Below are 19,364 nucleotides of genomic sequence, written 5' to 3'. Positions count from 1 at the left end.
GACGTGAACATGAACCTTGACCATTATATCGAAGAGCTGAAAACCCTGGTGAACGTAGACTGCGGCACCCAGACGATTGACGGCGTCGCCGCTGTTGCAGGCATCATGCAGCAACTGTGGCAGCGCGAAGGCTGGCATACGGAGCAGGTGAACCTGGGCGACAAGGTGGGCCCCGGCGTCTTCGTCAGTAACAAGCCGCAGGCGGAACGGTTCGACGTGCTGCTGGTCGGGCATCTGGATACCGTATTTCCCGCCGGCACCGTAGCCGCGCGTCCGCTGAGCGAGGATGAAACCCGCCTGTACGGCCCCGGCGTCTCGGATATGAAGAGCGGACTTCTGAATATTTTGTGGGCAATGCGCGCGCTTGACGCCGCAGACAACGATCGTCTCGCGATTGCCGTTGCGATGAACCCGGACGAAGAGACCGGATCTGTCCATTCCCATGAGTGGATTGGCGAGCTGGCTAAGCGTTCCCGCTGCGTGCTGGTGTGCGAAGCCGCCCGCGCCGACGGTTCGCTGGTGAAAGCGCGTAAAGGGATGGCGGGCTATCACCTCACCTTTAGCGGCGTGGCGGCACACGCGGGCAATGACCCGGAAAAAGGCCGCTCGGCGATCACCGCGCTGGCAAAGAGCGTTATCGCCATCAATGCGCTGACGGACTGGGATCGCGGCACTACACTTAACGTCGGCGTGATTCAGGGCGGCAGCGCGGCGAACGTGGTCGCGGACAGCGCTGTGGCAGAACTGGACGTTCGCTTCTGGGAAAACGACGAGTATGACCGGGTGAACCAGGCGCTGGAGTTGTTATGTGAACAAGGCTTTTTAGACGGCGTGACCACCACGCTGACGCGGGTTAATCACAAACCGGCGATGGCCGCGAGCGACGCGACGCAGGCGCTGATGCAGCAGGTTGAAGCGGCGGGTAAAGCGGAAGGCATCGACATTACCTGGCAGGCAGTCGGCGGCGGCAGCGACGCCAACCACACCGCCGCGCTCGGCATCCCCACGCTTGACGGCTTCGGGCCGGTTGGCGCCGGGTTCCACAGCCCGGCGGAATGGCTGGATAAAGCGTCCATTGCGCCGCGAGTTCGGCTGTTGAAGCGGGTGGTATCGATGTTGTAACAACCGCCGCGTGGCGCTTCGCTTACCGGGCCTGCATGTTTCGTAGGCCGGGTAAGGCGAAGCCGCCACCCGGCACTCACGCCGCACAATCTAACCCAGCACCATCGTACTCAACCGACACGTACAGCACCGCCGCCCCTGCTCGTCGAACACCACAATCTCCCAGCTCTGACTGGAGCGGCCCAGATGCAGCGGCTGACATACGCCGCGCACCTTACCGTGAGAGACCGCGCGGTGGTGCGTAGCGTTCAGTTCCGTGCCCACCACATTCTGCCCGTCGCGGGTCATCAGAAAACCGGCCATCGACCCCAGCGTTTCCGCCAGCGCCGCCGACGCACCGCCGTGCAGCAGGCCAAACGGCTGGTGGGTGCGCGCATCCACCGGCATCTCCGCTTCCAGCGTATCGTCCCCGAGGCGGGTATAGACGATGCCAAGGTGTTCCACCATCGTGTTCTGGCTAGTGGCATTCAGTTCGTCGAGGGATAAATGACGTTTCCAGATCATTACGCCCCCAGCGTGGAGCCGCCGTCCACCACGATATCCTGCAAGGTGATATGGCTGGCGGCATCGGATGCCAGGAACAGCACGGTCGCGGCAATCTCCTGCGGACGGGCAATTTTACCGAGCGGAATGCCGAGTTTGAACTGCTCGCCGAAGCCGCGAATGCGCCGCTGTTCCGCATCATCGCTGGTCCACAACGTGCGCTGCATGTCGGTATCCGTAGAACCCGGCGACACCAGGTTACAGCGTACGCCGCTGCCCGCCAGCTCCAGCCCGACGGTCAGCGCCAGGCTTTTCAGCGCCGCTTTCGACGCGCCGTAGGCGCTCATGCCGATGCGCGGCGTGTGCGCCGCGTCAGAGGCCACCGTCACAATCGCCCCACCCTGCTGACGACGGAACTGGCCCATCGTCTGCTGGAACAGGTTGAACGCGCCGCCGACGTTGACCGCAAAGGTCTGCTGCCAGTCTTCCTGCGAAAGCTGATCCGTCGCGCCCATACGCAGAATGCCCGCTGCGTTAACCAGCACGTCGAGCCGCTCAAGGCTGCTGAGCAAACGCCCGCAGACGTCACTCGCCTGCGCCGCATCCGCCACGTCCAGCGTTTCGGTGGCAAACGGATATTCGCCGTGAGGGAAAGCCAGATCGAACCCGGTCACCTGCGCCCCGGCCTCCACAAATGCCAGCGCGGTCGCATAGCCAATGCCCTTACCCGCGCCCGTCACCCAGACGGTTTTACCGGTAAAATCAAAAGCCATCACTTCACCTCGCGGGAGAGCAGCGCCCACCAGGCATCGAGGGTCGGATTTTTTGCCAGCATCACGAAATCAATGTCGCCGTGCACTTTGCGCCAGCGGGCGGCGAGCGCCATCATCCGTACTGAATCCAGACCGTAGTCGATCAGGTTTTCGTCATCCATCGGCTCGTCGGACTCGTCCAGCAGCGGCAGGATCAGCTCACGCAGCGCGGCCTTCGTTGCCGGAACAGACGGCAGCAGCTCGTCGGTCATCACCACGCGGCCCGAACGTCCGGCCACGTATTTCAGCGACATCAGGTGCTCGTCGCGGGTGAAATCCGCCAGCGCGTCGGCGATAAAGAACGGTTTGATGTCGCGCATAAAGGCGTCGGTGGCGGTGGTCATGCAGCCGATGTGGGCGTACACGCCGGTGATCAAAAGCTGGTTGCGGCCGGTCTCTTTCAGCATCTGCTCCAGCGGGGAGCGGTGAAACGCGCTGTAGCGCCACTTCACCAGCACGGTGTCCGCTTCGTCCGGGGTCAGCTCAGCGACGATGCGCTGCTGCTCCGGTGAGCGAGTCAGACCCGGCCCCCACATATCGTTCAGCAGGGCGCGGTCTTCATCGCTCTGATCTTTCGGCTGCGCGGTGTAGTACACCGGAATATTGTGCTCTTTGCAGTACGCGCGCAGTTTAGCGATGTTCGCCACCACCTGCTGCATCATGTCGCTATTTTCGCCCCAGAAATTCAGGAAGTACTCCTGCATATCGTGGATCAGCAGCGCGGCGCGCTCCGGTTCAAACGCCCAGCTTACTTTACTGGTCGGCAGTTCGGCGGCGGTTGGCAGCGCATATGCGGTTAATTTTGGAATAGCCATTCTCTGTTCCTCAGCCCCGGGCGCGTTCAGCAAGCCACAGGCGCAACTGTTTCTTATCAACTTTGCCGACCGGCGTGAGCGGAAGCGCATCCACGCTCTCCACGCGGTCCGGCAGCTTAAATTCGGCAACGCCCTGCTCGCGCAGGAAGCGGCGCACCTCCACCGCGCGCAGCGGCTGTTTCACCACCAGGTACGCGCAGCTTTTTTCGCCCAGCAGGCTGTCCTCCATGCTCACCAGCGCGGCGTGGATCACCGCGTCGTGGCGCAGCAGCAGGTTTTCGATCTCTTCGGCGGCGATCTTCTCGCCACCGCGGTTGATCTGATCTTTCTCGCGCCCCTGCACGGTGATGTAACCCTGCTCATCGATGGCGATCAGATCGCCCGAGCAGTAGAAGCCGTTGGCATCGAAGGCGCTGGCGTTGTGGTCCGGGCTGTTGAAATAGCCGCGGAAGGTGTAAGGGCCGCGCGTCATCAGACGCCCGACCTCCCCGCGCGGCAGCGGGTTACCGTCCACGTCCGCCACCCACACTTCATCGTCCGGGCACATCGGGCGGCCCTGGGTATTGATGATGCGCTCCGGCGCATCGTCGAGGGCGGTATAGTTCACCAGCCCTTCCGCCATGCCAAATACCTGCTGAAGCTGGCAGCCAATTTCCGCCGGAATGCGCGCCGCAAGCGTGGCGGAGAGGCGCGCGCCGCCCACCTGGAGCAGCCTGAGGGATTTCAGCTGGGCGTTCCCCGCGCCGTCGGCAATCGCCTGCAACCACAGGCTGACCGCGGGCGGCACCAGCGAGGTGACGTTTATCTGATGCTGCTCAATCAGCGGGAAGCAGAGCGTGGCGCTCGGATCGTTCGCCAGCACCACGCAGCCACCCGCCGTGAAAACGCCTAACGATCCTGGCGAGCTCATGGCGTAGTTATGCGCCGCGGGAAGGGCGTTCAGATAGCGGGTGTGCGCAGTGATACCGCAGATTTCGTTGCTGCGACGGATGCTGTAGTCGTAATCGTTATGCGTGCGCGGGATCAGCTTCGGCGTGCCGGTGCTGCCGCCGGAGAGCTGGAAGAACGCCACTTCGTCGGCGGGCGTCGGGTTCGGGATGAAATTGTCCGCCGGGCGCGCAATCGCCGCCTCCAGCGCATGTTCGCCCTTATCGCCGCGCAGCAGCACAACGCGTACCGAGCGATGCGCATCCACAACGGTGTTGAGAAAATCATCGCCCGAGAACAGCGCGTGGTCGCGATCGGCAATCAGCACGGCGGGTTTGATCTGCTCCGCGTAGGCGTTGAGTTCACTGCGCTGATGGCTAAATAGCGCGTTGACCGGCGCGACGCCGATTTGCAGTAGCGCGAAGAAGGTGATGTAGAACTCGGCCACGTTGCCAAGCTGTACCAGCGCGGTCTCCCCGCGATGCAGCCCCTGCGCCTGAAGGGAGGACGCCAGATTCGTCACCGCCTGATTAAACGCGCGGTAGGTGATGCGGCGATCGCCGTCAATTATCGCGACCGTATCGCTGTCCGCATGGTCCGTCAGGATGTGGGTCAGCGGCAGATCCTGCCAGTAGCCTTTTTCACGGTAGCGGCGGGCAAACTCCTCAGGCCAGCGGGTAAAAGGGATGGTCATGAGTATTCCTTAGTGCAAACCAAACACGTTGAGCATGGTGGAGAGCTTCACGCCCGTCTCGCGCCACTCGCCGACCGGGGAGGAGGCAGGCACAATGCCCGCGCCGGCAAACAGGCGAACGGTATTTTGATGCAGCCGCGCGCAGCGGATAGTTACCACCCACTCGCCGTTACCTTCGCTGTCGCACCAGCCGACGATGCCGCCGAACAGCTCGCGGTCAAACGGCTCCAGCTCGGCAATCAGCTCTTTTGCCGCCTGATGCGGGAAGCCGCTCAGCGCGGGCGTCGGGTGCAGCAGGCAGGCCAGCGTCAGGGCGTTCTCGTTTTCACGTGCCTCACCTTCTACCGGCGTGGCCAGATGCCACAGCGTCGGGGTGGTGATGAGCTGCGGGGAAGCCGGCATGCTCAGATGATGGCTACGCGGTTCCAGAATGGTTTTCATCGCCTGCGTGACCAGATCGTGCTCGTGGCGGTCTTTTTCGGAGGCCAGCAGCTTAGTGCCCGCTTCGCGATCCAGCACATCGTCCGGCTGACGGCGCGCAGAGCCTGCCAGCGGCAGCGAGCTAAAGTGCGCGCCCTCTTTGCGCAGCAGCAGTTCCGGGCTGGCGCCCAGCAGCACGCCGCCGTCTTCCAGCGGTACGTGGAAGTTAAAGCTCGCCGGGTTCTGGGCGATAAGACGCTCCATCAGCGCGCTGCTATCGATCTGTTTGTCGGTAGCGATATCAATCAGGCGCGACAGCACCACCTTATTCACCTGCGGCGTAGCGGTGAGCGACGCGGCGCGAGCAACCATCTCCTCGAAAACCGGCTGCGACGGGATCTCGGTGCGCTGTTGCACGTTCAGCGTCTGCGCGCCGGAGGCATAACGTGCGGACTGCTGACGCGCCGGGCGGGAGAAGGTTTGCCAGCGTTGCGGAATAAACAGCGATGACGGTTTGCGGGTATCGAAGGGGATCGCCCCTACCATCACCGGATGGGCAATGCCGCTGTTTTTCGCATTCCGGAAAGCCTGAGCTAATTTCTGCTGAAAGGGACCCGCCGGATCGTCACCGCCGACGGCGGGTTCAGAAAAACGGGCAAAACAGCCGGACGTGGTAAAACTGCGGTAAGGCGACATAAAGAAAAAGCTGTCTGATTGCAGCGTTGTCGCGGTGTGCTGAACTTCCTCAGCCAGGGACGTGTCCATATCATCCTCCTTAAAATGATAAAAGAAGCAATAATGATTATCATTTATATTTTCGTCGGCTAACCTAATCCCACATCGCCCCGCTGTCAACCGTCGGGCAAATAACTTGTGCGACAAACGCTTGCATCCCTTCCCTACAGCCCTGAAAATGAGAAGCATTATCTTCAATAAAATCAGGATGCCGCTCTGTGAAAATCGCTGCCGTTTGCCGCAATGCCCTTCTTTTAACAGGACTTTTTGTTTTAGGACTAACCTCAGCCGCCGCCGCAGACTGGCCGCGTCAGGTCACCGACAGCCGCGGCGTTCACACGCTTGAGAGCAAACCGACGCGCATTGTCTCCACCAGCGTGACCTTAACCGGCTCCCTGCTGGCCATTGATGCGCCGGTCATTGCCAGCGGCGCGACCACGCCAAACAACCGCGTGGCGGATGCGCAGGGCTTTTTACGTCAGTGGGGTGATATCGCCAAACAGCGTAAGGTTGCCCGGCTGTACATCGGCGAGCCGAGCGCCGAAGCCGTCGCGGCCCAGATGCCGGACCTGATTTTGATCAGCGCCACCGGCGGGGATTCCGCGCTGGCGCTCTACGATCAGCTTTCCGCCATCGCGCCGACGCTTATCATTAACTACGACGACAAAAGCTGGCAGGAACTGCTGACCCAACTGGGGACGATCACCGGGCAGGAGACACAGGCCGCAGAGCGCATCGCTGCCTTCGACAAACAGCTCGCCAAGGTGAAACAGCAGATGAAGCTGCCGCCACAGCCGGTGAACGCCATCGTCTACACCGCCGCGGCGCACACGGCGAACCTGTGGACGACAGACTCCGCGCAGGGCAAGCTTTTGCACCAGTTGGGCTTTACGCTGGCCGACGTGCCTGCCGGGTTGCACACCTCAAAAAGTCAGGGCAAACGCCACGACATTATCCAGTTAGGGGGTGAAAACCTGGCTACGGGGCTGAACGGCGAAGGGCTGTTCGTGTTTGCCGGCGATCAGAAAGACGTGGACGCGATTTACGCCAACCCGCTGCTGGCGCATCTGCCGTCGGTGAAGAACAAGCGCGTCTGGGCATTAGGAACCGAGACGTTCCGCCTGGATTATTACAGCGCGATGTTGGTGTTGCAGCGTTTGAATTCAATTTTTAAATAAGTGGCACGTTCCCCGTAGGCCCGGTAAGCGCAGCGCCACCGGGCGTTTTGTCGGGTGGCGGCTACACCTTACCCGACCTACAGGGTTTGCCTGAACCGACGCAACTCCACCAGAACCGCCAGTAAAATCACGCCAACAACGGCTAACACAAACCCGCTGCTGCTCGCCGACGCCACCGGGGTCATTATCGCCCCCAGCCCGCCGAGGATCGCCGCGCCAATCGCATCGCCCGTGACGTTCTGCGCCGTCCACAGGCCGTTAATGCGCCCGAGCATCCCTTCCGGCGTCTGGGTCTGGATCAGGGTGTACTGTAAAAGAGAGCTGACCGCGCTCAGCCAGCCGAAAATCACCAGACACATCACCCCCAGCGCCCACACCGGCATCACGCTAAAGAAACCAATGGCGATAAACGAGGCCAGCGTCGCCACCAGCATGATCAACCCCGGTCTCGCGCTCTGCGCCAGGTTGCCGCTGGTCAGCGCCCCGAAGGCCGCACCGAGCGGAATGGCGGCGTACAGCACGCCAATCTCTGAGGCGCTCATCTGCCACTCACCCGCCAGCGCCGGATACAGCACGCGCACGGCGCTCGCCATCGTCAGCAGGCCGCCGAGCAGCGCAATGCCGCCAATCAATGGGTTGCTGAACAGGAAACGAATCGCGGCCATCAGGGACTTCAGCGGATGCTCGCGCGGCTGCGGCGGGGGTGGCAGGAGCGGCAGACGCAGTAGCGTCAGGGTGGTAATAAACGTTCCCGCCGCGGCAAGGCCGTAGTTCCACGCCACGTTGCCGGTCGCCAGCAACAGACCGCCCACCATCGGCGAAATCACCGAGCCGAGACGTACGGTGAGCATGGTGATCGCCCCCGCCTGCATCAGGTTCTCGCGCCCGACCAGCGCGGGCGTGGCCGCCAGCAGCGCCGTCACGCCTAACGAAGCAAAAAAGCCGTCCCACAATCCCAGCACGTAAATGGCCACCAGCGACGGCTCCGGCAGCATGGCGTTCAGACACAGCCCGACAAAGCCCACCCCGCAGGTGCCGCGCGCCAGCAGGATCAGCTTTTTACGCTCGTAGCGGTCCGCCAGCACGCCGCCCACCATCAGGCCGATAAACATCGCCCCGCCGGTTAAGGTGACGGATAACCCTACCAGCCAGCTGGAGTGAGTCATGGTCTGGATTTGCACCGGTACGGCCACACCAAGCAGACCGAGGGACAAAATGGAGATAAAGCGAGCGATAAAAACGGCGCGATACGCCGGGTGTGTTTTGAGCAGGCTGAGGTTAAGCAGCCAGGATTTTTGATTCATGACAAAGCCTTGAGTCTATTTCTACCCATTCCATGGGCGCACATGCTAACATAGCCAAATAAGATAGATAACGATAATCACTATCATTATCAAATCATGGATGTTGCTATGTCGTTTTCCTCTTCTGCGGTGCGCGCCCTTGCCGTGCCCGTTTTATTGCTACTGCTAATCCTTGCGATTGCACTCAGCCTGCTGGTCGGCGCAAAACCGCTGCCCGCGTCCGTTATTGTCGATGCGCTATCCGGTACCTGTCAGAGCGCCGACTGCACCATCGTGCTCGACGCTCGCCTGCCCCGCACCCTTGCCGGATTGCTGGCTGGCGGTGCGCTCGGCCTTGCCGGTGCCCTGATGCAAACCCTCACCCGCAACCCGCTGGCGGACCCCGGCATTCTCGGCGTTAACTCCGGCGCAAGCTTTGCCATCGTGCTCGGCGCAGCGCTGTTTGGATTTACGTCCCCCTCTGAACAGCTGGTGATGGCTTTTTGCGGCGCGCTGGCGGCCTCGCTGGTGGTGGCGTTTACCGGCAGCCAGGGCGGCGGCCAGCTCAGCCCGGTACGCTTAACGCTGGCGGGCGTAGCGCTCGCGGCGGTACTGGAAGGCTTGTCCAACGGCATCGCCCTGCTCAACCCGGACGTGTATGACCAGCTGCGCTTCTGGCAGGCGGGTTCGCTGGATATTCGTACCCTTGAAACCTTAAAGGTGGTGGTGATCCCGACGATCGTCGCTGCCGCCGTGGCGCTCTGTTTAAGCCGGGCGCTGAACAGCCTGAGCCTCGGCAGCGATACCGCGACCGCCCTCGGCAACCGCGTGGCGCGCACGCAGCTGACGGGGCTACTCGCCATTACCGTGCTCTGCGGCAGCGCGACCGCCGTGGTCGGGCCGATTGCCTTTATCGGCCTGATGATGCCGCACATGGCGCGCTGGCTGGTGGGGGCGGATCACCGCTGGTCGCTGCCGGTCACGCTGCTTGCGACCCCTGCCCTGCTGCTCTTTGCTGACGTACTGGGCCGCCTGCTGGTGCCGGGAGAACTGCGCGTCTCGGTGGTCAGCGCCTTTATCGGCGCGCCGGTGCTGATCTTCCTGGTTCGACGCAGACGCGGGGGTGGCGCATGATGGCCCCGTCCCGTCGTTTACTTACCAGCGTCGCCCTGCTGGTCGTCGCCAGTCTGCTGCTGGCGGTCTGGAGCCTGCAAAGCGGTGCCGTAACGCTTGATTTCGCGCAGGTCTTTCACGCTCTCAGCGGCAGCGCGCCGCGTAACATCACCATGGTGGTCACCGAATGGCGATTGCCGCGCGTGGCGATGGCGATCCTGGTGGGCGCGGCGCTTGGCGTCAGCGGCGCGATATTCCAGTCGCTGATGCGTAACCCCCTCGGGAGCCCGGACGTGATGGGCCTGAATACCGGCGCGTGGAGCGGCGTGCTGGTGGCGATGGTGCTGTTCGGGCAGCATCTTACAGCCATTACCTTTACGGCGATGGCGGGCGGCATTCTCACCTCCCTGCTTATCTGGGCCCTGGCCTGGCGCAACGGCATCGACACCTTCCGTCTGATCATCATCGGGATCGGCATCCGTGCGATGCTGATGGCGTTCAACACCTGGCTTCTGCTACAGGCATCGCTGGAAACCGCGCTCTCCGCCGGGCTGTGGTACGCCGGCTCCCTCAACGGTCTGACGTGGGGAAAAACCTGGCCCGCCGCGCCGCTGATTTTGCTGATGTTTATTGGCGCGTTGCTGCTGGTCAGGCGCATGCGGCTGCTGGAGATGGGCGACGACAGCGCCTGCGCGCTGGGCGTGAGCGTAGAGCGCTCGCGCCTGATGCTGATGCTGGTGGCGGTCTTGCTGACCGCAGCGTCTACCGCCATCGCCGGGCCGATCTCGTTTATTGCCCTCGTAGCCCCGCATATCGCGCGGCGTCTTAGCGGTACCGCGCGCTGGGGATTAACCCAGGCGGCGCTGTGCGGCGCATTGTTACTGCTGGCCGCCGATCTCTGCGCTCAGCAGCTGTTTATGCCTTATCAACTGCCGGTGGGCGTGGTGACCGTCAGCCTCGGCGGGATTTACCTCATCGTCTTGCTCGTTCAGGAGTCACGCAAGAAATGACAGATTCAACATTCCGCTTGCGCGGCGAAAACTTGACCCTCGGCTACGGCAAAAAAATCATTGCCCGGGATTTATCCGTGTCCATTCCGGACGGCCACTTCACCGCCATTATCGGCCCGAACGGTTGCGGCAAATCGACCCTGCTGCGCACGCTGAGCCGCCTGATGTCGCCGGTTGAGGGTAGCGTGTTCCTCGACGGGGAGCAGATCCAGCGCTTCGCCAGCAAAGAGGTGGCGCGCCGAATTGGCCTGCTGGCGCAAAACGCCACCACGCCGGGGGATATCACCGTGCAGGAGCTGGTCTCCCGCGGGCGCTACCCGCACCAGCCGCTGTTTACCCGCTGGCGCAAGGAGGACGACGAGGCGGTGAAGCGCGCGATGCAGGCTACGGGCATCACCAATCTGGCCCAGCAAAGCGTCGATACTCTCTCCGGCGGACAGCGCCAGCGCGCCTGGATTGCAATGGTACTGGCGCAGGAAACCTCGATTATGCTGCTGGACGAGCCGACAACCTGGCTCGATATCAGCCATCAGATTGATCTGCTGGAGCTGCTGAGCGAACTGAACCGCACGCAGGGGTACACCCTGGCGGCAGTGCTGCACGACTTAAATCAGGCGTGCCGCTACGCGACGCATCTGATTGCGCTGCGCGACGGCGAGATTGTGGCGCAGGGCGCGCCGAAGGAGATTGTGACGCCGGATCTGATCGCGCGGATCTACGGCATGCGCTGTATGATTATTGACGACCCGGTGGCGGGTACGCCGCTGGTGGTGCCGTTGGGCAAGCGTGCGGTCTGATGCCCTCACCCCGGCCCTCTCCCACAGGGAGAGGGAGCAAACCATCCCCTCTCCCCGTGGGAGAGGGTTAGGGTGAGGGGCATTTGCACTATCCTAAAATTTCCTTCAGTACCGGCCCAATCTTTTCAAACGCCTGCGGTGAAATAATATCCACGTGGGCGCAGTCCTGGCTGTACACCTCCAGCGCACTCACCCACGGCGCCCATGCGGCCTGCGGATCCATGGTTCGCGTGCGTTCGGCGACAAACAGCGTCGCTTTACCGTCGAACCGTGAACTATGCGCGGTGGTGAGCAGCCGCACCGCATCGGCGTAGTTGCCTTCAATAGCGTTAAACAGCTCGCTGGAACCTTGCCCCTGCTGGGCGGCGATAAACGCCTGACGCTCGCGCTCAATTTCCGCCAGCACCTCCGGATCGAGGCCATTAGCCTCTTTCTCCGCCCAGTTCTGGGTTTCCGGCGGCCAGGTATCCAGCAGGCCGAGGAACGCCACCGCTTCACCCTGCTCGCGCAGACGCGCCGCAATGCCCTGCGCCAGCGTGCCGCCGAGGGAATAGCCGAACAGATAATACGGCCCCTGCGGCTGCTGCTTACGCAACGTGTTCAGATGATGTTCGATCACCGCATCGAGATCCGCACACTGCTGCATCGGTCCGTCAGGTCGGGGAGACTGAATGCCGACGATTGACCAGCGCGGGCTGAGGTAGCGCGCCAGGACGCTAAACTGCCAGGCAAAGCCGGATGCCGGATGGAAGCAGAACAGCGTCGGGCCGTTGCTTTCACGCAGCGGGAGAACAGTTTCATACCCCAGACGCTGCGCCTGCTCGTCGCTCATCTGCGAGTCCAGCAGGCCGCTAAGCTTACTCACCGTCGAGGCGACCATAATCTGGCCCGGCGTAACCTTACGGCTGAACGCACGGCTGAGCTGAGCCGCGAGGCGCATCGCCAGCAGCGAGTGGCCGCCGAGGGCAAAGAAATCGGCTTCGATATCGTTCACTGCGCAGCCCAGCAGGGCAGAAAACGCCTGCGCCACGGCGACTTCGGTTTGTGTCTCAGGGGCGCGACCAGAGGTTTTGCTGGTCAGCTCCGGCAGCGGCAACGCCTTGCGATCCAGCTTGCCGTTGGCGCTTAACGGCAGCGCGCTGATTTGCAGCAGCACCACCGGCACCATATGTGGCGGCAGCTGGGCTTTGAGTGATGCTAGCAGCGCGTCGCGATCCAGCGGTAAGCCGGATTCGGAGACAACGTACCCCACCAGCTGGCGGGCATCGCCACCCGTCGCCGCTGCCTGGTTGAACACGCAGGCGTGCGCCACGGCCTGGGCCACATCCGGCAGCGCGAGCATCGCCCGATCGATTTCGCCCAGCTCAATGCGCTGACCGCGAATTTTTAACTGGTCATCGCTGCGGCCCAGATATTCTACCGCGCCGTTGTCCAGCCAGCGGGCAACGTCCCCGGTGCGGTACATCCGCTCGCCGGGGGCAAACGGATCGGCGATAAAGCGGCTGGCGGTAAGGTCGGGGCGTCCCAGATACCCCTGCGCCAGCTGGATGCCGGTGAGATACAGATCCCCCGCCACGCCGAACGGCACCGGGCGCATCATCGCGTCCAGAATGCGCAGCCCCGTATTCCACACCGGGAAGCCGATCGGCACGCTGTTCCCTTCCACCGCCGCCAGCTCGGGGCCGTACGCCGGATACCAGCTGACGTCCACCGCCGCTTCGGTCGGGCCATAGAGGTTGTGCAGCGGCGCATGGGTGAGCTGTTCCCACTCGCGGCACAGCGCAGTCGGCAACGCCTCGCCGCTACAGAACACCTGCTTCAGCGTCCTGCAACAGTCGACGTTTTCCGGCGTCAGCGAGGCGACGAACGCCGCCAGCATCGACGGCACGAAGTGGGTGGTGGTTACGCCATATTGTGCGAAGAAGCTCTGCATCGCCTGCGGATCGCGGTGCGCGTCCGGCTCGGCCATCACCAGCTTCGCCCCGGCGATAAACGGCCACCAGAACTCCCACACCGACACGTCAAAGCTGCACGGCGTTTTCTGCGCCACCACGTCATGCGCCGCCAGTGAATAATGATCCTGCATCCACTTCAGGCGGTTAACGATGGCGGTATGGCCGACCATCACGCCTTTTGGTCGTCCCGTCGAACCGGAGGTAAAGATGATGTACGCGGTCTGCTCCGGCTTCGCCAGGCGCAGAGGTTCAGCATCGGTGGCCGGTAATAGTGTGTTGTAACTAAAGGTGGCGATCGGCAGATCGTTAAAGCGCGGAAGCTGCTCGTCGGTGGTAATGAGCAGCGACGGCTTCGCGTCCTCCAGCATCATCCGCAGACGGTCGTCCGGGTAACCGGTATCCAGCGGCAGCCAGGCGGCGCCAGCTTCAACAATCCCGTGCAGCGCCAGGGTCAGGAACACCGAGCGCGGGAGCGCCACCGCCACGCTGTCGCCCGGCTTCACGCCGCGCGCGCGCAGCAGATTTGCCAGCGCGACCACCTGCTCGCGCATCTGGCGGTAGTTCAGCTCAGTATGGGCATCCGCCAGCGCCGGGGCGTCCGGCGTTTTGCTCGCCTGCTCCGCGACCAGATCCGCCAGCGTGGTGGACGGCAGCGCCAGCCCGGTATCGTTTATTCGCGCCAGCCGGCCGTATTCCTGCTCTGATACGGTTTCCACGTCGCCACAGCGCAGGTCCGGGTTGGCGGCAAACTGCGTCAGCATTGCGTTCAGCCGCGCCGCGTGCCCCTTCAGCGTCGCCTCGTCGTAACGCTGCCTGTTGGCGAGGATCTCAATGCTTAGTCCGCCCTGCTCGTCCGGGAACAGCGCCAGCTCCAGATCGTTCACCGGGCCGGTCGCCAGCGTGTGGGTAATGGCCTCCACGCCGTCGATATCCAGCTGATAATCGAACACCTTGACGTTCAGCACCGGACCAAACAAGGGTTCGTCCCCTGCTGCCTGCCCGCTGTCGCGCACGATCTGCTCGGCGTCGTAGCGCTGATGGCGGCGCATCTTTTTCAGCTGGTTCGCCAGGCGCAGCGCCAGCGCTGGCAAGCTCTCGTGCGGGCAAATATTCACCGCCAGCGGCAGGACGTTGAGCACCGGTCCGGTCGCGGTCAGCGCGGCGGAGCCCATGCGGCGCATAAAGATAAACCCGGCGGCGTAGTCCAGCCGTCCGGTCAGGCGGCCCAGCCACAGCGCCACCAGCGCAAGCGCCAGATCGGTTCGCTGCGTTTGCCCGGCCGCCTGTGCAAGCTGGCTAAACGCACGGCCGTCCATCGCCATTTTCAGGCGCAGGATGTCGGTGGTGGCGGCACGTCCCGGCAGGGGCGCCGAAGAGAGCGAGACCGGAGAAGGAAGCTGTTTGCGCTGTTCGGTCCAGAAAGCACCGTCGCGCTGATACGCCTCGCTGTCGCGATAGCGCTGATACTCCTCTACCACCTCGGCGAACGGAGTAAACGGGGAGGCGGGCGCAGGTTCACCTTTCTGCCACGCAGCGTAAATGGCGGCGATCTGACGGGTAATGGCCGGGAAACTGAAGCCATCTACCACCAGATGATGATACCGCTGATACCAGTACCAGTGGTTTTCTCCCACCTGAATCAGCTGGTGAAACGCCAGCGGCTGACCGCTGTCGACGCGCAGGTTCTGGTTGAGATCGGCCTCCATCAGCGCCACGGCGGCGTCGTGGGAGTTAACGCGCACAATGGACGGCTCCGGCAGGATCATGGCCTCATCGACCCACTGCCACACCTCGCCGTTATCCTCAGCGAAACGCATCCGCAGGGTGTCGGCCTGCATCATGCCTTCAGCGATGGCTTTTGCCAGCAACGGCGCGTCGATAGCGCCTTTCAGTTCGGTGTAGTGCGCCACGCTCCAGGCGTTTGGCAGGGAGGAAAGCTGCTCTGCCATCCAGATCCCCGGCTGGGCGGCGACAAGAGGGAGACGGTTCATGCGCGCTCCCCCGCAAAATAAGACGGCTCAAGCGTCTGCCACTGTTCCGCCAGCCACTGCTGGCACGCCTCCTGAGATTGCGGTTCGCACACCACGCGCCAGCCCGCGGGCAACTCGCACTCCTGCGGCCACAGGCTGTACTGCCCCTGGTCATTTTGCAAAATGGCGAACTGTCCCTGCGGATTATCGAAAGGATTGCTGAATTCCATACAGACTCCGTTATTGAATAAGCGGCTGCCAGAGGGTCATCAGCCCCTGTGTCAGCCCACCGCGCCAGCAAAGCGCATCGTGTCCGCCGTCAACCTGACGCCAGAAAACCGGTTGCTGAGTGTGTAGTTCGGCGAGGATCGCCTGGTTTGCGCGTAAGATAAGCGGCTCGTTGCGCCCGGCCTCAAGGACGATGCGCAGCCCGCGAGCGGTTTTTTCACCCGCTTTGAGTTGTTCAATGAGCAGCCCGTCCTGCTGCGCGCCGCGGTGCGGCCACCAGTAGGATCCGGACTGGCTGAGGATGCAGCCAAAACGCTGCGGCCAGTTGAGGCCCGCATAGAGGGAAGAGAGCCCGCCGAAGCTCTGACCCGCCACCACGGTATGGTCGGCGCGGTCGCTGAACGGGGCCATGCTTTTCACCTGCGGGAGAAGTTCGTCCTGCACCGCCAGCCAGAAATCAGGGTTACACGGCAGCTCGCGGCTGCGGTGTGCGGTGTCAATGACGTCGATTAAGACATAAACCGCAGGCGGCAGTTTGCCTTCATGGGTGAGCGACGCCAGCGCAGGCCAGACGGGCATGCTTTCGGCCCAGAACTGCCCGTCAAGCAGTACCGCCAGCGGGCGCTCGGGGCTTTCATCCCCGGTGGTAAAAATCCACACGCGGCGATGGTTCTTCAGACGCGCGCTGTGCCACTCAATACAGACTGGCTTTTTATAGGGCGTATCGGGATGATTCCAGCCGGGCTGTACGGGCGCCTCCGGCATCTCCAGCGCCGAGACGGCGTGCCCGCGTCCGCCGCGCCAGCTCTGCGCATTCAGCGGATCGGAAACCGCGTGCGGCAGCAGTTTGCGCCAGCCTTCGCGCAGCGCCATGCGGTCCGGCTGCTCGCCTTCAAACACTGCGCTGGCAAAATCATCTTCATTGTCGGAGGGGATAAAACAGTAGCTGCCGCGCCATTCGGGGCTGAACTCGCCCTGCCACTGCCAGACGTCGGTATCCGGGATACGTTCAAGGGACTGCGGACGGGCATTTTGATGGTGATCGGTCACGCCGGTGACGTAGAGCCAGACGCGTTTAATCGTCGACGTTTTCTGCGTTCCCGCCGGGTCCCGCCACCAGAATGTCACGCGATAGTTTTCCTGATGACGTTCCCGTTCCGGCCCGTTTTTCGCCTGCCACCACGCTTCACTTCCGGTTGTTAACGCCGTCACCCTTATAACCCCATGTTTAACAGTCTTTTTTGTTTCAGAGCAAATTTTATTGATAATATTATTGATAACTATTTGCATTTGCAATAGCGTAATGCCCGCGCTGTGGGAAGCGCGCTCATTAAATAACCATAAAAGCGGGACGTACAATGAATAAGAAGATTCACTCTCTGGCCTTGCTGGTCAATTTAGGGATTTATGGTGTCGCGCTGCCCGCCATGGCAGACGACAACACCGCCTCCGCGCAGCACGAAGACACCATGGTGATCACCGCCGCCGAGCAGAATTTGCAGGCGCCGGGCGTGTCGACCATCACCGCCGACGAGATCCGCAAAAACCCGCCCGCGCGCGACGTGGCGGAAATCATCCGCACCATGCCGGGCGTTAACCTGACCGGCAACTCCACCAGCGGCCAGCGCGGGAACAACCGTCAGATTGACATTCGCGGCATGGGCCCGGAAAACACCCTGATCCTGATCGACGGCAAGCCGGTCACCAGCCGCAACTCCATCCGTCTGGGCTGGCGCGGCGAGCGTGACACCCGCGGCGATACCGGCTGGGTACCGCCAGAGATGATCGAGCGCATCGAAGTGATCCGTGGCCCGGCCGCTGCACGCTACGGTAACGGCGCGGCGGGCGGCGTGGTGAACATCATCACCAAAAAATTCGACGACCAGTGGCACGGCTCCTGGAACACCTACCTGAACGCGCCAGAACATAAGGACGAAGGTTCGACTAAACGCACCAACTTCAGCCTGAGCGGCCCGCTGGGCGGCGACTTCAGCTTCCGCATGTTCGGTAACCTGGACAAAACCCAGGCCGATGCGTGGGACATCAACCAGGGTCACCAGTCTGAACGTACCGGTGCCTACGCCAACACCCTGCCCGCAGGCCGTGAAGGTGTGGAAAACAAAGACATCAACGGCGTGGTGCGCTGGGACTTCGCACCGATGCAGTCGCTGGAGTTTGAAGCGGGCTACAGCCGCCAGAACAACCTGTATGCGGGCGACACGCAGAACACCAACAACGACAACGCGCTGGTGAAGAAGAACTACGGTAAAGAGACAAACCGCATTTATCGTCAGAACTTCGCCGTGACCTGGAACGGCGGCTGGGATAACGGCATTACCACCAGCAACTGGGCGCAGTACGAGCACACCCGCAACTCCCGTCTGGGTGAAGGACTGGCGGGCGGTACTGAAGGTCTGTTCAACAGCAATAAATTCACCGACACCGATCTGTCCGACGTGATGCTGCACAGCGAAATCAACCTGCCGATTGATTTCATTGTGAACCAGAACCTGACGCTCGGCACCGAGTGGAACCAGCAGCGCATGAAGGACTCGACTTCCTTCACGCAAACCCAGCAGGGCGGCACCATCCCGGGCATGAGCGAAGACCGTAGCCCCTACACGTCAGCGGAGATCTTCTCCCTGTTCGCCGAAAACAACATGGAGCTGACCGACAGCACCATGCTGACCCCTGCCCTGCGCTTCGATCACCACACTATTGTCGGCAATAACTGGAGCCCGTCCCTGAACCTGTCGCAAGGTCTTGGGGATGACTTCACCCTGAAGATGGGCATCGCGCGCGCCTATAAAGCGCCAAGCCTGTATCAGACCAACCCGAACTACCTGCTGTACAGTAAAGGCCAGGGCTGCTACGCCAGCTCCGACGGCGTGGGCTGCTACATGATGGGTAACGACGATCTGAAAGCGGAAACCAGCATCAACAAAGAGATTGGCCTGGAGTGGAAACGCGACGGCTGGCTGGCGGGCGTGACCTGGTTCCGCAACGACTATCGCAACAAGATTGAAGCGGGCTACGCGCCGATTGGCCAGACGTCCACCGGCAAAGTCACCACCGATATCTACCAGTGGGAAAACGTACCGAAGGCGGTAGTGGAAGGTCTGGAAGGCTCCCTGAACGTGCCGGTCAGCGACACCATCAACTGGACCAACAACATCACTTATATGCTGCAAAGCAAGAACAAGGAGACCGGCGATCGTCTGTCGATCATCCCGGAGTATACGCTGAACTCTACCCTGAGCTGGCAGGTACGTCAGGATGTGTCATTGCAGTCGACCTTCACCTGGTACGGCAAGCAGCAGCCGAAGAAGTACAACTACAAAGGTCAGCCGGTGACCGGGTCTGAGAAAGACGAAGTCAGCCCGTACAGCATCGTTGGCCTGAGCGCGACCTGGGACGTGACCAAAAACGTCAGCCTGACCGGCGGCGTGGACAACGTCTTCGACAAGCGCCAGTGGCGCGCCGGTAACGCCCAGACCACGGGTAATACCACGACGGGTGCGTATATGTACGGTGCGGGTGCGTATACGTATAATGAGCCGGGTCGCACCTGGTACATGAGCGTGAATACGAGGTTCTGATACAGGCAGTGACTTCCCCCTCTCCCTGTGGGCTGAGGGATCCCCAGTAATTTTTTTATGCAGAAGCAATAAAGTTGCTTTCTAAATGACTGAGGACTGTCAGCGATGCCCTGGTCCGGCTGTAAATCGCTGAGGCGTTTCCTGCAGGCCGGGGCGAGGCGCAGGGATGCGCCGAGAGGGCGGCTTTACAGGGACGTTGCCTCCGCCCGTACCCGATAAGCCG

At 62.1% G+C, this 19,364-nt stretch carries 15 protein-coding genes; 6 read left to right on the top strand and 9 right to left on the bottom strand.

Annotated features, from left to right (window positions below):
* Nucleotides 1-9 precede the first annotated feature (9 nt).
* Nucleotides 10-1,122, top strand: a complete 1,113-nt coding sequence (locus tag HP459_RS06105; RefSeq protein ID WP_045622248.1) for a M20 family metallopeptidase — start codon at nt 10-12, stop codon at nt 1,120-1,122.
* A 90-nt stretch (nt 1,123-1,212) separates the two neighbouring features.
* On the opposite strand, the gene entH is transcribed toward HP459_RS06105, so the two are convergent.
* From entH to entC, 5 genes are read right to left on the bottom strand one after another with little or no spacing between them, the layout of a single operon-like run.
* On the bottom strand, nt 1,213-1,626 hold the full coding sequence (entH, locus tag HP459_RS06100; protein ID WP_022647384.1) for a proofreading thioesterase EntH: 414 nt from the start codon (nt 1,624-1,626) through the stop codon (nt 1,213-1,215).
* Complete coding sequence (gene entA, locus HP459_RS06095; RefSeq protein WP_023305663.1) at nt 1,626-2,378, bottom strand: 2,3-dihydro-2,3-dihydroxybenzoate dehydrogenase EntA; 753 nt, start codon at nt 2,376-2,378, stop codon at nt 1,626-1,628. Before entA ends, entH begins: the two co-directional genes overlap by 1 nt.
* Complete coding sequence (locus HP459_RS06090; protein WP_022647383.1) at nt 2,378-3,232, bottom strand: isochorismatase; 855 nt, start codon at nt 3,230-3,232, stop codon at nt 2,378-2,380. The genes entA and HP459_RS06090 overlap by 1 nt, the downstream gene beginning before the upstream one ends.
* A 10-nt stretch (nt 3,233-3,242) precedes the next feature.
* Nucleotides 3,243-4,853, bottom strand: a complete 1,611-nt coding sequence (entE, locus tag HP459_RS06085) for a (2,3-dihydroxybenzoyl)adenylate synthase EntE (protein ID WP_032624693.1) — start codon at nt 4,851-4,853, stop codon at nt 3,243-3,245.
* Nucleotides 4,854-4,862: 9 nt separating this feature from the next.
* Nucleotides 4,863-6,038: an isochorismate synthase EntC gene (gene entC / locus HP459_RS06080; protein ID WP_023299559.1), complete on the bottom strand. Its 1,176-nt coding sequence runs from the start codon at nt 6,036-6,038 to the stop codon at nt 4,863-4,865.
* Nucleotides 6,039-6,226: 188 nt separating this feature from the next.
* On the opposite strand from entC, the gene fepB reads away from it, so the two are divergent.
* A complete protein-coding gene (fepB, locus tag HP459_RS06075) occupies nt 6,227-7,186 on the top strand; it encodes a Fe2+-enterobactin ABC transporter substrate-binding protein (RefSeq protein ID WP_063138053.1) in 960 nt (319 codons plus the stop codon).
* A gap of 77 nt (nt 7,187-7,263) precedes the next feature.
* On the opposite strand, the gene entS is transcribed toward fepB, so the two are convergent.
* Complete coding sequence (gene entS, locus HP459_RS06070) at nt 7,264-8,490, bottom strand: enterobactin transporter EntS (RefSeq protein WP_032624696.1); 1,227 nt, start codon at nt 8,488-8,490, stop codon at nt 7,264-7,266.
* A gap of 108 nt (nt 8,491-8,598) precedes the next feature.
* On the opposite strand from entS, the gene fepD reads away from it, so the two are divergent.
* Genes fepD through fepC form a run of 3 tightly spaced genes read left to right on the top strand, consistent with a single transcriptional unit; the run spans nt 8,599 to nt 11,389 of the window.
* The gene (fepD, locus tag HP459_RS06065; protein ID WP_032624697.1) at nt 8,599-9,603 is read left to right on the top strand and encodes a Fe(3+)-siderophore ABC transporter permease; all 1,005 of its coding nucleotides are present in this window, start codon (nt 8,599-8,601) and stop codon (nt 9,601-9,603) included.
* A complete protein-coding gene (gene fepG / locus HP459_RS06060; RefSeq protein WP_074129344.1) occupies nt 9,603-10,592 on the top strand; it encodes an iron-enterobactin ABC transporter permease in 990 nt (329 codons plus the stop codon). The genes fepD and fepG overlap by 1 nt, the downstream gene beginning before the upstream one ends.
* The gene (fepC, locus tag HP459_RS06055) at nt 10,589-11,389 is read left to right on the top strand and encodes an iron-enterobactin ABC transporter ATP-binding protein (RefSeq protein ID WP_023299555.1); all 801 of its coding nucleotides are present in this window, start codon (nt 10,589-10,591) and stop codon (nt 11,387-11,389) included. Before fepG ends, fepC begins: the two co-directional genes overlap by 4 nt.
* A gap of 88 nt (nt 11,390-11,477) precedes the next feature.
* Here fepC and entF read toward each other — a convergent pair whose 3' ends face one another.
* The 3 genes from entF to fes are packed head-to-tail and all read right to left on the bottom strand — an operon-like array spanning nt 11,478 to nt 16,754.
* Complete coding sequence (gene entF / locus HP459_RS06050; RefSeq protein ID WP_171936019.1) at nt 11,478-15,335, bottom strand: enterobactin non-ribosomal peptide synthetase EntF; 3,858 nt, start codon at nt 15,333-15,335, stop codon at nt 11,478-11,480.
* On the bottom strand, nt 15,332-15,544 hold the full coding sequence (locus HP459_RS06045) for an MbtH family NRPS accessory protein (RefSeq protein WP_032624700.1): 213 nt from the start codon (nt 15,542-15,544) through the stop codon (nt 15,332-15,334). Before HP459_RS06045 ends, entF begins: the two co-directional genes overlap by 4 nt.
* A 10-nt stretch (nt 15,545-15,554) precedes the next feature.
* The gene (gene fes / locus HP459_RS06040) at nt 15,555-16,754 is read right to left on the bottom strand and encodes an enterochelin esterase (protein ID WP_038415624.1); all 1,200 of its coding nucleotides are present in this window, start codon (nt 16,752-16,754) and stop codon (nt 15,555-15,557) included.
* Between the two features lie 146 nt (nt 16,755-16,900).
* On the opposite strand from fes, the gene HP459_RS06035 reads away from it, so the two are divergent.
* The gene (locus tag HP459_RS06035; protein ID WP_023299551.1) at nt 16,901-19,141 is read left to right on the top strand and encodes a TonB-dependent siderophore receptor; all 2,241 of its coding nucleotides are present in this window, start codon (nt 16,901-16,903) and stop codon (nt 19,139-19,141) included.
* Nucleotides 19,142-19,364 lie beyond the last annotated feature (223 nt).

The sequence above is a fragment of the Enterobacter sp. CM29 genome, assembly GCF_013179605.1.
Lineage (GTDB): Bacteria > Pseudomonadota > Gammaproteobacteria > Enterobacterales > Enterobacteriaceae > Enterobacter > Enterobacter intestinihominis.
Note: the sequence above shows the minus strand (reverse complement) of the source record. Positions and strands in the feature narration are given on the sequence as shown.